This window comes from Hydrogenophaga palleronii (assembly GCF_031457455.1).
Taxonomy (GTDB): Bacteria; Pseudomonadota; Gammaproteobacteria; order Burkholderiales; family Burkholderiaceae_C; genus Hydrogenophaga; species Hydrogenophaga palleronii_A.
Genome location: NZ_JAVDWU010000002.1, coordinates 114,916 through 129,273, shown reverse-complemented (window position 1 = coordinate 129,273; position 14,358 = coordinate 114,916). Strand labels below are relative to the sequence as shown.

At 64.1% G+C, this 14,358-nt stretch carries 14 protein-coding genes; 7 read left to right on the top strand and 7 right to left on the bottom strand.

The genetic code is table 11. The annotated features are described in order from the left end of the window. Positions 1-14: 14 nt before the first annotated feature. Positions 15-491: a CreA family protein gene (locus J2W49_RS05185; RefSeq protein ID WP_310312520.1), complete on the top strand. Its 477-nt coding sequence runs from the start codon at positions 15-17 to the stop codon at positions 489-491. Positions 492-499: 8 nt separating this feature from the next. Here J2W49_RS05185 and J2W49_RS05180 read toward each other — a convergent pair whose 3' ends face one another. The 3 genes from J2W49_RS05180 to J2W49_RS05170 all read right to left on the bottom strand — a co-directional run bounded on the left by J2W49_RS05180 (position 500) and on the right by J2W49_RS05170 (position 3,163). Further along, the gene (locus J2W49_RS05180; RefSeq protein ID WP_310312518.1) at positions 500-1,126 is read right to left on the bottom strand and encodes a hypothetical protein; all 627 of its coding nucleotides are present in this window, start codon (positions 1,124-1,126) and stop codon (positions 500-502) included. Between the two features lie 176 nt (positions 1,127-1,302). Further along, the gene (locus J2W49_RS05175; protein ID WP_310312514.1) at positions 1,303-2,331 is read right to left on the bottom strand and encodes an MlaD family protein; all 1,029 of its coding nucleotides are present in this window, start codon (positions 2,329-2,331) and stop codon (positions 1,303-1,305) included. Positions 2,332-2,356: 25 nt separating this feature from the next. Continuing rightward, positions 2,357-3,163: an MlaE family ABC transporter permease gene (locus J2W49_RS05170; RefSeq protein WP_310312511.1), complete on the bottom strand. Its 807-nt coding sequence runs from the start codon at positions 3,161-3,163 to the stop codon at positions 2,357-2,359. A 168-nt stretch (positions 3,164-3,331) separates the two neighbouring features. Here J2W49_RS05170 and J2W49_RS05165 point away from each other — a divergent pair, with 168 nt between their 5' ends. Beyond that, the gene (locus tag J2W49_RS05165) at positions 3,332-4,894 is read left to right on the top strand and encodes an acyl-CoA synthetase (RefSeq protein WP_310312508.1); all 1,563 of its coding nucleotides are present in this window, start codon (positions 3,332-3,334) and stop codon (positions 4,892-4,894) included. A 5-nt stretch (positions 4,895-4,899) separates the two neighbouring features. Here the strand turns inward: J2W49_RS05165 and J2W49_RS05160 are convergent, their stop codons facing one another. Next, a complete protein-coding gene (locus J2W49_RS05160; protein ID WP_310312505.1) occupies positions 4,900-5,706 on the bottom strand; it encodes a siderophore-interacting protein in 807 nt (268 codons plus the stop codon). A gap of 108 nt (positions 5,707-5,814) precedes the next feature. Here J2W49_RS05160 and J2W49_RS05155 point away from each other — a divergent pair, with 108 nt between their 5' ends. Continuing rightward, positions 5,815-6,252, top strand: a complete 438-nt coding sequence (locus tag J2W49_RS05155) for a MarR family winged helix-turn-helix transcriptional regulator (protein WP_310312501.1) — start codon at positions 5,815-5,817, stop codon at positions 6,250-6,252. Between the two features lie 32 nt (positions 6,253-6,284). On the opposite strand, the gene queG is transcribed toward J2W49_RS05155, so the two are convergent. After that, entirely contained in the window at positions 6,285-7,400 is a 1,116-nt protein-coding gene (queG, locus tag J2W49_RS05150; RefSeq protein WP_310312498.1) for a tRNA epoxyqueuosine(34) reductase QueG, read from the bottom strand. 9 nt (positions 7,401-7,409) lie between these two features. On the opposite strand from queG, the gene tsaE reads away from it, so the two are divergent. Beyond that, positions 7,410-7,985, top strand: coding sequence for a tRNA (adenosine(37)-N6)-threonylcarbamoyltransferase complex ATPase subunit type 1 TsaE (gene tsaE, locus J2W49_RS05145; RefSeq protein ID WP_310313740.1), 576 nt, complete (start codon positions 7,410-7,412; stop codon positions 7,983-7,985). Beyond that, positions 7,982-9,403 carry an N-acetylmuramoyl-L-alanine amidase gene (locus J2W49_RS05140; protein ID WP_310312494.1) on the top strand — a complete coding sequence of 474 codons (1,422 nt, stop codon included), beginning with the start codon at positions 7,982-7,984 and terminating at the stop codon, positions 9,401-9,403. Before tsaE ends, J2W49_RS05140 begins: the two co-directional genes overlap by 4 nt. Before the next feature lie 131 nt (positions 9,404-9,534). Here the strand turns inward: J2W49_RS05140 and J2W49_RS05135 are convergent, their stop codons facing one another. Next, a complete protein-coding gene (locus J2W49_RS05135; protein WP_310312491.1) occupies positions 9,535-10,194 on the bottom strand; it encodes a DedA family protein in 660 nt (219 codons plus the stop codon). 35 nt (positions 10,195-10,229) lie between these two features. On the opposite strand from J2W49_RS05135, the gene mutL reads away from it, so the two are divergent. Both mutL and gdhA read left to right on the top strand, forming a co-directional pair. Next, complete coding sequence (mutL, locus tag J2W49_RS05130; protein WP_310312488.1) at positions 10,230-12,173, top strand: DNA mismatch repair endonuclease MutL; 1,944 nt, start codon at positions 10,230-10,232, stop codon at positions 12,171-12,173. A gap of 186 nt (positions 12,174-12,359) precedes the next feature. After that, entirely contained in the window at positions 12,360-13,703 is a 1,344-nt protein-coding gene (gene gdhA, locus J2W49_RS05125) for an NADP-specific glutamate dehydrogenase (RefSeq protein ID WP_310312485.1), read from the top strand. 244 nt (positions 13,704-13,947) lie between these two features. Here the strand turns inward: gdhA and J2W49_RS05120 are convergent, their stop codons facing one another. Next, positions 13,948-14,352: an HIT family protein gene (locus tag J2W49_RS05120; protein ID WP_310312483.1), complete on the bottom strand. Its 405-nt coding sequence runs from the start codon at positions 14,350-14,352 to the stop codon at positions 13,948-13,950. Positions 14,353-14,358 lie beyond the last annotated feature (6 nt).

Here is a 14,358-nt window from a genome sequence, read left to right as displayed (position 1 = left end):
CTTCCGGGGTTCACATGAAACGCTTCGCTTTTCCTCTCTCGCTGAGCCTGTTGATGGCAGCCTCAGCGGTTAGCGCCCAATCCATTGGTGAGGTCGACACGGTCTTCAAGCTGCTGGGACCCGACCACAAGATCGTCGTCGACGCCTTTGATGACCCCAAGGTCAAGGGCGTGACCTGCTATGTTTCGCGCGCCAAGACAGGCGGCATCAAGGGCGGGCTGGGCCTGGCCGAAGACAAATCCGAAGCCAGCATCGAATGCACGCAAGTCGGCCCGGTCTCCTTCACGGGTGAGCCGCTGCGCCAGCAGGAAGAAGTGTTCACCGAGCGCATCTCGCTGGTGTTCAAGAAGCTGCGGGTGGTGCGCATGGTGGACAAGACGCGCAACACCCTGGTGTACCTGACCTACTCCGACCGGGTCATTGAAGGCTCACCGCAAAACAGCATCACGGCCGTGGCGCTGCCCGCTGCACAGACCATCCCGATGCGCTGAACGGTCAATCAGCCGCCGGCCGACAGCACCAGATCGATGCGCCGCTGCAGGCTGGCCGCCGCGGCGCTATCACCAGCGGCTTCCGCCCGCTGCTGCTGCACCTTCAACCAGGCCAGCAAAGGCCGCCGCCAGCCTCGCGCAGACGCCGTTTCCACCGCCTGCGCAATCACGCCCGGTGTGGCGCGCCCGCTGCGCATCAGCGCACCCGCTGCCACCAGACGTGACAGGGGATCCTGGATCGCAGCCAGGGCCGCATCGGGGGCAGCGGCAACCACCAGCGCACGGTGCGGTTCAGGCAGCAGCGCCGCATCACCCGCCTCAATCGCCCCGCTCAGGTAGCGAGCGTAGGCCCGCTCCGGCGCATCCGCATCCCCTGCGACAACCTCGAAACCATCGCAGGGAACGAAGTCGAGCGACGCCACACGAGCAGCGCAGCGAAGCAGTTCCAGGCGGGCGACCAGCTCAGGCCGGCCCGTTCTGGTCACCTCCGAACGCGCCCGCGCAAATTCAGCCGCCTCCACCCGCGTTTCCCCACTCAACCAGGCCTCGGTCGCCCGCTCGGCACTGCCCTTGGCATTCATTTGCCACTGGGGCGGTTGAGGGGTGTTGCTGCAGGCGGCCAGCGCCAAACCCATGACAACAACGCTCCAGCGAGCGAGTCTGCTCCAGCACAGCACTGCCAGAAAAGCATCCGGAGCGAAATGCCTTGTTCCAGAGATACCGTGGAACCGGCTCCGCCGGGCCACTGGTATCGCCCCCTTGAGGGGGGATGCGGCTACGCGCAGCGAGCAAGCAACGGGGGTGGTCCTCTTCATGGCAGTTTGATCTCCGTGTCTCGGGCGAAGGGCCATCGGCGATTGATGTCGTTGATGAGCGAGTCGACCTGACGCAGGCTGGATTCGACCTCGCCGCGCAGTGCACCCAGATCGGTGGTGGCCTCGCGGGTGTTGCTGGCAATGCCCTGCGCCTCCACCAGCAAGGCGTCCACCTTTTTCAGACTGGTTCGGGCGTCGTCCAGCAACTTGTTGAGCGCCTGCACAGTGGTGCGTGCGTCGCTCACCAAGCCTCCCTGTGCCACCCCACCTGGGCCTTCGCCCTGTCCAAATACCTGGCGGTCGGCATTGGCCACCAGGCTGTCCAGGCGCACAGCCAGTGCATCGGCGCGCGCGAGCAGGGCGTTGGTCCGATCAATGGTCGTGATCAGCTTCTTCGCATCTTCTTCGCTGCCCATGACCGTGCCCAACAATCCCTGCGGACCCTTGAGCTGTTCGGTGAGGGCCTGCACGTTGGCCAGGCTGGCCGACAAAGCCGCCTCAGATGCCGTCAGCGCAGTCAGGTTGTCCAGCAACTCACGCACCGACGCCATCAACTTCGGGATCTCTGCAGCGGTGTCGCCGCGCAGCACCGTGCGCTCGGCACCGTCTTCCAGCGGCGGATCGTCAAGCAGGCCGCTGTAGGCGCGGATACGGGTACCGCCCACCAGCCCCCGCTCCATGGTGAAGATGCTGGAGGTTCGCAGCCACTTGGCATCCTTTTGGGGCACATCGACCAGAATGCGCGCATTGCCGTCGTCACCAAGTTCAATGCGTGCCACGCGACCGATCGCGAACCCGGCAAAGGTGATGTCCATGCCCACCACCACGCCTTCGGAATCGTCCGCGATGAGCACCAGCCGCTGGGTGCTCTCAAACACGCCACGGGCGTACAGCACGTAGGCGGCCGATCCCACCAGCAGCAACACCATCAGCAGCATCAGCAGCGCAGCCTTGATTTCCAGGTTTCTGATGGAGGGCGCGTCGCTCCGCGGCGCGTCGGATGGCGGGTTCTGAGGAGCGTTCATTGGCAGGGGGTTCTAGGTCGCTCAATCAATAGTAGTTGCCGAGCAGGGACACCACCTCGATCAGCAACAGCACGGAGAACAAGCGGGCGAACTCGGAAATATCGCTGCGCCGACTGTACCGGCCTTCCGTATCGCGCTGGGCGCTGCCGGCCAGCGGCACCACGGCCACGGCCAGGCTGAAGAAAAATGTCTTCAAACAAAAGATGAGCGATACAGCGGGGGTGAACACTTGGCCCACGCTGCGCGTGTAGGCAGGGAAGCCCCAAGGTGAAAAGCCGTAGAGGGTGAGATAGGTCAGCACCAGCGCCACCACGCAGCTCAGGGCAGCCAACATCGGCACAGAGAACATGCTGCCCAGCGCGCGCGGCAGCAGTTCGATACGCAGCAACTCCCGGTGTTCCCATTCGACCCCCTGTCGCTGCTGATCGGCCAGTTGCTTGCGCACCCGTTGTGCGCCTGGCATGGCAAAGCGCAGCGCCACGAACATGGCAGCATAGAGCGGGATGAGTTCCAACACCAGCGTGCGCACCAGCACCTCGATCGCGTACTGCGTGAGCCCGTAGCTGTAGGCCGTGGCCACCACGATGCGAATCAGCACGATGCTGATCAGGGCCGAGAGCACCATGAACCAGGTCAGCAGCGGTGCCGTGGCCATGTACAGGTTGCGCAACACGGCCAGACGGTGCGCGCCACGCCGATAGCTCGAAGGCGTGAGCGACAACACCAGAATCTGCGCACCCAGCAGCAGCACATGCCACCAGGCAAACACGGATGTGCGCACGCTCCGACCCCAGCGGACCAGCGTTCCCTGCATGGCAGAAGCGGCATTCATGACGCGATGATAGCCCCCGGCCATGAGAACAATCCGGGCGCAGAGGTGTGCAAAGGTGACAGCATGCTGGTGTAAACGCGCATGGCAATCGCGCCCAACTGGCTTTCAATGTCGGCTGGAACCTTGCTCTCATGACAACCGTCACACATTTCATCAGGAGCCTGCTGGATGCTGCCCACCCTCCCCGCTTCGGTCCGCCGCCAGACCATCGCCGACGCCCTGCACCGCACCGCATGCCGCCTGCCGAACAAGCTGGCCATCGCTTGTGGCGACGTGCGCTGGACCTACGCCGAGTTCGACGCATTGGTGGACCGCCTGGCGGCCGGTGTGGCCTCCCTGGGCGTGACGCAGGGCGACAAGGTGGCGGTGCTCGCGCGCAATTCCCAAGGTTTCGCGGCCCTGCGTTTTGCGCTGGCGCGGTGTGGCGCGGTCCTAGTGCCCATCAACTTCATGCTCAAGGCCGACGAAGTGGCCTACATCCTGCGCCATGCGGGCGCCAGGGTGCTGGCCACTGACAGCGGCCTGGCGGCCCTGGCGCGCGAAGCCGCGGCACTCGACACCCAAGTCGGCCAGTTCATCTGGCTGCCCTCAGAGGACCCGAGCGAGCCAGTGCCGGGCATGCGCACGTTTGACGAGTTGGCGGCCTGCACCGAACCGATACCAGACGTGTCCCTCGGCAGTTTCGACCTGGCCCAGATCGTCTACACCAGCGGCACCGAGTCCACGCCCAAAGGTGCCATGCTCACCCACGACGCCGTGCTGTGGCAGTACGTCAGCTGCGTGATCAACGCCGAAATTGCCGAAGATGACCGGGCGCTGCACGCCCTGCCGCTGTACCACTGCGCCCAGCTCGACGTGTTCTTCGGCCCCGCCATCTACATGGGCAGCAGCAACTACATCACCAGCAAGCCGGTGCCCGACAACCTGCTGGCCCTGATCGAACAGCACCAGATCACCAGTTTCTTTGCGCCGCCCACGGTGTGGATCGCGCTGCTGCGCTCGCCGCTGTTCGATCCGGACAAGCTCAAGACGCTGGTCAAGGGCTACTACGGTGCGTCCATCATGCCGGTGGAAGTGCTCAAGGAACTGGCAGCCCGCCTCCCCGGCGTGCGGCTCTGGAACCTCTACGGCCAGACCGAGATTGCCCCCCTGGCCACCATGCTCGGCCCGGAAGACCAACTGCGCAAACCGGCTTCGTGTGGCAAGGCCGTGCTCAACGTGGAGACGCGGGTGGTCAACGATGCCATGCACGACGTGGCGGTGGACGAAGTCGGCGAAATCGTGCACCGATCGCCGCACCTGATGCTGGGCTACTTCAACGACCCGGAACGCACAAGCGCCGCCTTCGAGGGCGACTGGTTCCACAGCGGCGATCTGGCCACCATCGACGACGAGGGCTACATCACGGTGGTGGACCGCAAGAAGGACATGATCAAGACCGGCGGCGAGAACGTGGCCAGCCGCGAAGTCGAAGAAATGATCTACCGCCTGGGCAGCGTGAGCGAGGTGGCGGTGATCGGCCTGCCCGATGCCAAATGGGTGGAAGCCGTAACGGCGGTGATCGTGGTGAAGACCGGCCAGACCCTGACGGAAGACGAGGTCATTGCCCACTGCACCACCCACATGGCCAGCTTCAAGGCGCCCAAGCGCGTGGTGTTTGCCGACAGCCTGCCGAAGAACCCGAGCGGCAAGCTGCTCAAACGGGAGCTGCGTCAGCGCTACGTGAACTGACCGCTCTACAGGTTTTCATGGTGCGCAGAAGCGCCCCGCTTCCAGTACGCCGCCACACGCATGCGTTCTTTCACCACGCCGTGCTGCTCCACCAGCACACGCCGCGTGGCGGCCATTTCTGCCGCTTCACCCGCGGCCCAGGCGTAACCCTCTCCCGTCGGTCGACGCCATGCCGCCACCGCAGCGGCAAGCCCACCATCCGCGCCTTCCGTCAGCCATTGCACCGTCACGCCGGCACGACTTTCCAGCACGCGGCGGTCGGCCGGGTCGGCGGTTTCAGCGATCACAAAAGCTTGCGCACCCGGTGGCAATTCTTCCAGGCGCCTGGCCATGGCCGGCAAGGCGGTTTCGTCGCCTACCAGCAGATGCCAGTCGAACCCGGTGGGCACCACGAAGGATCCTCGTGGCCCACCCACGCCCACTTCCTGACCGGGTCGGGCCTGCATGGCCCAGGTGGCAGCCGCACCAGTGCCATGCAATGCGAATTCCAGATCCAGAAGGCCAGCCGCCGGATCAAACCAGCGAGGCGTGTAGTCGCGCATGATCGGGCGCTGCGCGTCGGGTGGATAGCTCAATCCTTCGGCGCCAGACTCGGGCAGCACCAGAGGCGCCTCCGGGTGGTGTGGCAGCATGAGCTTGAGGTGGTCGTCAAACGACGCGCTGATGAAGTCATGCAGATCGTCGCCCCTCAGACGCACGCGTACCAAGTGGGGGCTGGGTCTGAACACTTCCTGCACGCGCAGCCGCCGGACCTTCAAGGGGTGGCGCATACGTTCAACGTTGTAGGGAGAGTCGGAGATGGAATCGGTCATGGGCTGGGCAGTGCGGCTCCAGTCGCTGGAGCACAGCACCTGCTTGGTTGATAATGACAACCATTCTGCGCGATTTGGATGATAGTGTCAACCAATAGAAAGAAGCCCATGTCTGCCCCTGACTCGCCCGATGTGCTGGAGCGCCTGCACAGCCTCGTGGCGCGATTCCACCGGCGCATGCACGAGGCCGTCCGAGACGACGGCGACGGCATCGCCATCATGGAAGCGCGCGCACTGAACCACCTCGCCCGGTTTGAGGGCAGCACGCAGCGCGATCTGGTCTCCCACACCGGTCGCGACAAGGCGCAGATCGCCCGCATCGTCAAAGCCCTCACCGATCGCGGCCTGATCGAATGCAGCACCGATCCTGCCGACCGGCGCGTGCAGCGCTTGCACCCGACGACAGCCGGCCGCGCCATGCACCGTCGCATGCAGCAGCACCGGCAGCGCTTTGCGAAGGACATGACCCGGGGTTTCAGTACCGAAGAGCTGGAGGGGTTGAAGGCGCAGCTGGAACGTTTGCTGGCCAATGTGAGCGACCCTTGAGTCCTGCTCTGGACTACGCAGGAACCGCGGTTTCAGCGTCCGCCGTTCTCCTCGCTGCCTTGCGCCAAAGCCCATAGCACGTGTTCGCGCACCAGTCCGCTGCTGTGATCCCGCCGGGCAATCAATGAGGCCTTGACAGTGCTGCACCCCTGCGCGTCCATGCTCTCAAGGGCGCGGAGGGCATTGCCCATTGCCACCGCGATGTTGCGCAACCAACGCTCGTGACCAATACGCCGGATCGGGTTGCCCTCCGTGCGCTGAAGAAATTCGTCTTCAGACCACGCAAACAGCTCGATCAGCTGCGCGCCGCTCAATCCCGCACGCTCATCAAAATCGGGCAAGGCGCTGCGCTGCGCGAACTTGTTCCACGGGCACACGAGCTGGCAGTCGTCACACCCGTAGATGCGGTTGCCCATGAGTGGGCGAAGCTCTTCCGGTATGGCGCCGGCGTGTTCGATGGTCAGGTAGCTGATGCAACGGCGTGCGTCCAGCCGGTGCGGGGCCACGATGGCGCGCGTGGGACAGACGTCGATGCAGGCCGTGCACGCACCGCAATGCGCGCTCACCGGCTCGGTCACGGGCAGCGCCATGTCCAGGTAGATCTCGCCCAGGAAGAACATGGAGCCGGCCTCGCGGTTCAGCAGCAGCGTGTGTTTGCCGCGCCAGCCTTGTCCGCTGCGCTGCGCAAGCTCTGCCTCCAGCACCGGTGCGGAGTCCGTGAAGACGCGATAGCCCAATGGTCCGACCGCCTGTTCAATGCGCTCTGCAAGCTTCTGAAGCCTGGAGCGGAGCACCTTGTGGTAGTCACGCCCCCTGGCATACATCGACACGATGGCTTCGCCGGGACGCTGCAGGCGTTCGAACTCCTGCGCCTGCCAGTCGTCGGTGGTGTCCCTCGGCAGGTAGTCCATGCGGGCGGTCACCACGCTCACCGTACCGGGCACCAGCTCGGCCGGACGGGCCCTTTTCAGGCCGTGCGAGGCCATATAGCCCATCTGACCGTGACATCCAGCCGACAACCAGGCCTTCAAACCGGCTTCTGCGCTGGACAAATCCACATCTGCGATCCCAATTTGGGAAAATGACAGCTCCTGGCCCCAGGCCTGAATCTGAGAGACGAGTTGATCAGCAGCAAGACCGGTGTTCATGTTCCGACCATTGTAGGAACGCAGCTCTCCAGCGGTGCGGCCGGTGATGCATCGACCTGGACGGGTGCCTGGGCAGATGAAGCAGGCACGGCCGAATTTGCACGCACACTGGCCACCAGCCCGGCCATGGCCCACGCCACGCTTTCACTTCAAGGCGATCTGGGCGCCGGCAAAACCACCTTCGTTCGACACCTGCTTCGGGCACTGGGTGTTCGCGGGCGCATCAAGAGCCCGACCTACGCCGTGGTGGAGCCTCACAGCGCCATCGACTGCCCGCTCATGCCGGCAGGTGAGCCACTGGCCATCTGGCACTTTGATTTCTACCGTTTCAACGACCCGCGCGAATGGGAAGACGCAGGCTTTCGCGAACTTTTTGCCGCCCCGGGTCTCAAGCTCGTGGAATGGCCAGAGCGTGCCGGCGCCTTCATGCCGGTGGTGGACCTCATCATCGACATACAACCTGACGAATCCCTTGCCCAACCACCCAGCGATCCCGACATGACCGAACACCCGGCCGAAGCCCGCCGTGTGCGCGTCAAGGCGCTCACACCCACAGGACATCGATTGCTGGAGGCGCTCCCATGATCATCCCGCCCGCTTCGGTTCTGAACCGGCGCAGCCTGCTGCGCGCGGGGTCGTTGGTGCTGCTGCTGGGCGTGCAGGAGATCGCACGCGGTGCCAACGTGGTCGCGGTGCGCATCTGGCCGGCAGATGACTACACCCGCGTGACCATCGAGTCCGATGGTCAATTGCAGGCAAAGCAGTTTTTTGTGAGCGATCCGCCACGGCTCGCGGTGGACATCGAGGGCATCGACCTGTTGCCCGGCCTGCGCGAACTGGTGGGACAACTCAAATCGGACGATCCCAACATCGCCCGCATCCGGGTGGCACAGAACGCGCCCAACGTGGTGCGGCTGGTGGTCGATCTGAAGCTGGCCGTGAAGCCGCAGGTGTTCAACCTGCAACCGGTGGCCGCTTACCAGCACCGCCTGGTGCTCGACCTCTACCCTTTGAACCCGCCGGATCCGCTGGAGCAGCTCATCAGCCAGCGCCTGCGCGATCTCGACGCAGCCAGCGAAAAGGCCGCGAGCCTGCTGGGGCTGGAAACCGGGCGCATGGAAGAACGCGGTGCAAGCGCAGGGGACCCTGATCCTGCCACCGATCCACTCGGCGCACTGATCGCGCAGGCGGAACGCGCCGCCGCCAACGGAACGAAAAGCAAAGCCCCTCCAGCAGTGGCAGAAGGGGCGACGGAGCCACTTCCGGGCAAAGCAAAAACGGACCGCCTGATCATCGTGGCGCTGGACCCTGGACATGGCGGAGAAGATCCTGGCGCCATCGGCCCGGGCGGCACGCACGAAAAGGACGTGGTGCTGGCCATCGCCCGCCGGCTGCGCGATCGCATCAATGCCACCCGTGTGAACGGCAACCCCATGCGCGCCTTCATGACGCGCGACGCCGACTTCTTCGTGCCGCTACAGGTACGCGTGCAAAAAGCGCAGCGCGTGCAGGCAGACCTCATGATCAGTCTGCACGCCGACGCCTTCTTCACGCCGCGGCCGCAGGGCGCCAGCGTGTATGCCCTGAGCACCAAGGGTGCCAGCAGCGCGGCCGCGCGCTGGATGGCGGACAAGGAAAACGCATCCGATCTGGTGGGTGGCCTCAATGTGAAAGCCAAGGATGCGACACTGCAGCGTGCCCTGCTCGACATGAGCACCACCGCTCAGATCAATGACAGTCTCAGGCTGGGTGCCTCGATGCTGGGTGAGGTCAAACGCATCGGCAAGCTGCACAAACCCCGCGTGGAACAGGCCAACTTTGCCGTGCTGCGGGCACCCGACATTCCCAGCGTGCTGGTGGAGACCGCGTTCATCAGCAACCCGGACGAAGAAAAACGCCTGCGCAGCCCGAAGTACCAGAACGATCTGGCCGAAGCCCTGCTGCGCGGCATCGTGAGCTACTTCTCCAAAAACCCGCCGCTGGCGCGAAACCGGCAGATCTAGACCCACCCCGCGCCGCGCCAGAGGCGCGTCACCCCTCAAGGGGCAACACCATTGGACCGGCAGAGCCGGATCCTCGGTGTTCTGGACTGGGGCATTTCGCGCCGGAGGGTATGAGCGGCGCGGGAGTGGGCTTATACCTCCCCTGCCCTTGCCTTCTCTGCCCTTGCCGCCCGCCAGCCACCGAAAATGGCAATCAACCCCGGTACGATGATCAACGCCCAGATGATCTTGGAAAGGTTCGCCTGCACCCAGGGCAGGTTGCCGAAGAAGTAGCCGGCGGCGGTCAGGCCATTCACCCAGATGATGGCGCCAATCACGTTGTAAGCAGTGAATTTGCTGCGCGTCATTTCGGCCACACCCGCCACGAAGGGGGCAAAGGTGCGGATGAAGGGCATGAAGCGCGCGATGATGATGGTCACGCCGCCGTAGCGTTCGTAGAAGTTGTGCGCCTGGTTGAACGCGTTCTTGTTGAAGAAGCGCGAGTTCTCCCACTGGAACACCTTCGGGCCAAAGTAGCGCCCGATCGTGTAGTTGGTCTGGTCGCCCAAGATGGCCGCCACCAGCATCAGGCCCGCCGCCAGCGACCAGTCCATCAGTCCGGCGCCGCAGAGCGCGCCAACAATGAACAGCAGCGAGTCGCCCGGCAGAAAGGGCATGACGACCAAACCGGTCTCGACAAAGATGATGAGAAACAACAGCGCGTAGACCCAGGCGCCGTAAGTTTGCACGAAAGCCTGCAGGTGTTGATCCACGTGCAAGATGAAGTCGATCAAGAATGCAATGAGTTCCATGGGCAGGGATTATCCCTGCCACCTACAATTTGGATGTGAACGCCCGTCTCCCCCCCTCCGAACGCTCCCCTATTCTTGAACTGCCGGACGAGCTCATCAGCCAGATTGCGGCGGGCGAGGTCGTCGAACGCCCTGCCTCGGTGGTGCGCGAACTGGTGGACAACGCGCTGGATGCTGGCGCCTCACAGATCACATTGCGCTTGCTGGCGGGCGGCGTGCGGCTTATCAGCGTGGAAGACGATGGCTGCGGCATTGTGCGCAGTGAGTTGCCCACCGCGCTCAAGCGCCACGCCACCAGCAAGATCGCCAGCCTGTCAGACCTGGAATCGGTGCACACCATGGGCTTTCGGGGCGAGGCGCTGGCTGCCATCTGTTCGATCGCTGAAGTCTCCGTGCTCACGCGGGTGGAAGACGCGCCCGAATCCCATGGCTGGTTGCTGGACGGTCGCAGTGGTGAACTGCAACCCACCGCGCGCAACCGCGGCACCACGGTGGAAGTGCGCGAGCTCTTTTTTGCAACGCCTGCGCGACGCAAGTTCCTCAAGACCGATGCGACCGAGCTCGCGCACTGCATCGAGGCGGTACGCCGGCATGCGCTGGCTCGCCCCGACGTGGGCTTTGCCATTTGGCACGAAGGCAAGCTGGTGGCCCAATGGAGAGCCGTGGCCAGCGACCATGCCGACCCTTTGCGTCAGCGCCTGGCCGACGTGCTGGGTGAGGACTTCGTGACGCAAGCCGTGGCGGTGGACTGGCCGATCGACCTGCCCGACGACGGCAGCGGCCAGCGATTGCGCGTGCAAGGCTTCGCCGGCGTGCCCGACGCGGCCCGCTCGCGCAACGACTGGCAATTCGCCTACGTGAACGGTCGCTATGTACGCGACAAAGTCATCACCCACGCGGCACGCAGTGCCTACGAAGACGTGTTGCACGGGCACCGGCAGCCGGTGTATGCGTTGTTCGTGTCGCTGGACCCGACGCGGGTAGACGTGAACGTGCACCCGACCAAGATCGAAGTGCGGTTTCGCGAAAGCCGCGAAGTGCACCAGGCAGTGCGGCGCGCCGTGGAATCGGCGCTGGCGGTCCCGCGCTCCGCAGGCAAGGTTGAAACCGAGCCCGCTGCTGTGACTTCTGTTGCAGAGGTGATGACCTGGAGACCGCCCTCACAACAGACAGGCCTGGCCTTCGCTCCACGCGAACCTGAGATCGGCCATCGGGTCAGCGATCTGGAGGCCCTTTGGGGTGACAGACAACCCACTGTCCCCACCGGCTCAGCGCGGTCCGGTACATGGGCCTACCCAGCTTCTGCGCCTGAAGGTGCGCCTCAACCTGTGGCGCAACAGGTTTTCGTTCCGGCGGCGCCTGCGGAGGCCCCAGCTCACCCCCTGCCGCAGGGCGACTGGCCACTGGGCCGCGCCATTGCCCAATTGCAGGGCGTCTACATCCTGGCGGAAAACGCCCAGGGCCTGGTGGTGGTGGACATGCATGCCGCACACGAGCGCATCGTCTACGAGCGCCTCAAGCAGCAGATGGACGATGAACAACTCGCCAGCCAGCCGCTGCTGATCCCGGCCACTTTCGCGGCCACGCCTGAAGAGGTGGCCACGGCCGAAGACAGCGCTGTGGTGCTCGCCATGCTGGGCCTGGAAGTGGTGCCGTTTTCGCCCAAGACGCTGGCCGTGCGTGCCGTGCCCACCACCTTGTCTCAAGGCAACCCGGTGGAGCTCGCCCGCAGCGTGCTCGCCGAACTGAGCCAGCACGACGCCTCCACCGTGGTGCAGCGCGCCCGCAACGAGTTGCTGGCCACCATGGCCTGCCACGGCGCCGTGCGCGCCAACCGCCGGCTCACTCTGGAAGAAATGAACGCACTGCTCCGGCAGATGGAAGTCACCGAGCGTTCGGACCAGTGCAACCATGGCCGGCCCACCTGGCGGCAGGTGAGCATGAAGGAGCTGGACGCACTGTTCCTTCGCGGGCGCTGAGGCTGGGCGCACACGTCCAGAACGCACCACTCAAGAGTCATCATTACGTACAAGATCAGTTAAACGCACCGAAAAACGGCATTAACCGAGCAGATGTGAAGAGAAAACACCATTTAGGTGCAAAATCACTGAGCCCAGCGAGGCTCTGCGTATCATTCAATGCACCAACTCAATGCATTGAATGTCATGAAATACACCTCGGTTCACCACTTTCTCGAACACGTCACCGCCCGGAACCCGGGTCAACCTGAATTCATCCAGGCGGTGGCGGAAGTGATGGAGAGCATCTGGCCCTGCATTGCCACCCACCCCCGTTATGCAGAGCATGGGCTGCTGGACCGGCTGGTGGAACCTGAGCGGGTGGTCATGTTCCGCATTTCGTGGGTGAACGACCACGGCGACGTGCAAGTCAACCGCGGCTACCGCATCCAGCACAGCTCGGCCATCGGCCCCTACAAAGGCGGCATGCGGTTTCATCCTTCGGTGAACCTCTCCATCCTGAAGTTTCTGGCCTTCGAGCAGACCTTCAAGAACGCACTGACCACGCTGCCCATGGGCGGTGGCAAAGGCGGGTCGGATTTCGACCCCAAAGGCAAGAGCCCAGGTGAAGTGATGCGCTTTTGTCAGGCCCTGGTGAGCGAGCTGTTCCGCCATGTGGGTGCAGACACCGATGTCCCCGCAGGCGATATTGGCGTGGGTGCACGCGAGGTGGGCTACATGGCCGGCATGATGAAAAAGCTCAGCAACCGGGCCGACTGCGTGTTCACCGGCAAAGGTCTGAGCTTTGGCGGATCGCTGATTCGCCCGGAAGCCACCGGCTATGGCACGGTGTACTTTGCCGAGCAGATGCTCAAGCAGCAAGGCAAGACCTTCGACGGCCTGCGCGTGAGCGTGTCCGGTTCGGGCAATGTGGCGCAGTACGCCGTGGAGAAGGCCATGGCGCTGGGTGCGAAGGTGGTCACGGTGTCGGACTCCAGCGGCACCATCATTGACGAAGACGGCTTCACACCAGAGAAACTCGCCGAACTGATGGAAGTGAAGAACCATCTGTATGGCCGCGTGAGCGATTACGCCGAGCGCACCGGATCGCGGTTTGTGGCAGGCGTGAAACCCTGGGGCATACCGGTGGACGTGGCCCTGCCCTGTGCCACGCAGAACGAAATCGATGTCGACGATGCCGACACCCTCATCCGCAATGGTGTGACATGCGTGGCTGAAGGCGCCAACATGCCGACCTCCATGGCAGCGGCCCAGCGCTTTGAGGATGCCGGTGTGCTGTTCGCGCCGGGCAAAGCGAGCAACGCCGGTGGCGTGGCCACATCCGGGCTGGAAATGAGCCAGAACGCCATGCGCATCAGCTGGCCACGCGAAGAAGTCGACCAGCGCCTGCACAGCATCATGGTCGGTATCCATGATGCCTGTCTGGTGCATGGGCGCCGTGCAGACGGCACGGTCAGTTACGTGGACGGCGCCAACATCGCCGGGTTCGTGAAAGTGGCTGACGCCATGTTGGCGCAAGGCATCATTTAGAGAACTCCCCCCTGGATTCGGCGCCCCCCCTGCGCCGCTGACGCGGCTTCCCCCCTCTCTGGCGCGCCTTTGGCGCTGGGAGGGGGGACGCTCCCTGTGGCCCGGCGGAGCCGGTTCCACGGGTGCCTTGGAACAAGGCACTTCGCCCCGGCGGCATTGTGAGGCACCCCTCTGCGCCGCTCCACGGCTTGGACTGAGGCACTTCGCGGCAGAGGCGCTTTGGCTCCCCAAGTCCGCTTTGAGGTCAGACCTGTAGGCGTTTGGCCAGCGCCTGCAACTCGCTCAACGGCGGGTCCTTGCGAGGCCAGACCAGTCCGACGCCGTCATCGGCATGCCTTGGCAGCACATGCACGTGCACATGCGGCACGGTCTGCCAGCCGTCGGGTTTGTTGGTTTGCAGCAGGGTCATGCCGCTGGGCTGGAATTCGGCCTGGACGGCTTTGGCGATGCGGGCGGCGACAGCAAAGAGGTGGGCCGCCTCAGACTCGTCCAGCTCCATCAGGGTTTCGACCTGGCGCTTGGTCGCCACCAGCACGTGGCCGGGGTTCACCTGGCCGGCGTCCATGAAAGCGATCACCTGATCGTCCTCGAAGACGACGGCAGCCGGAATTTCGCGCCGGATGATCCGGGTAAAAACAGTGTCGATCATGGCTTT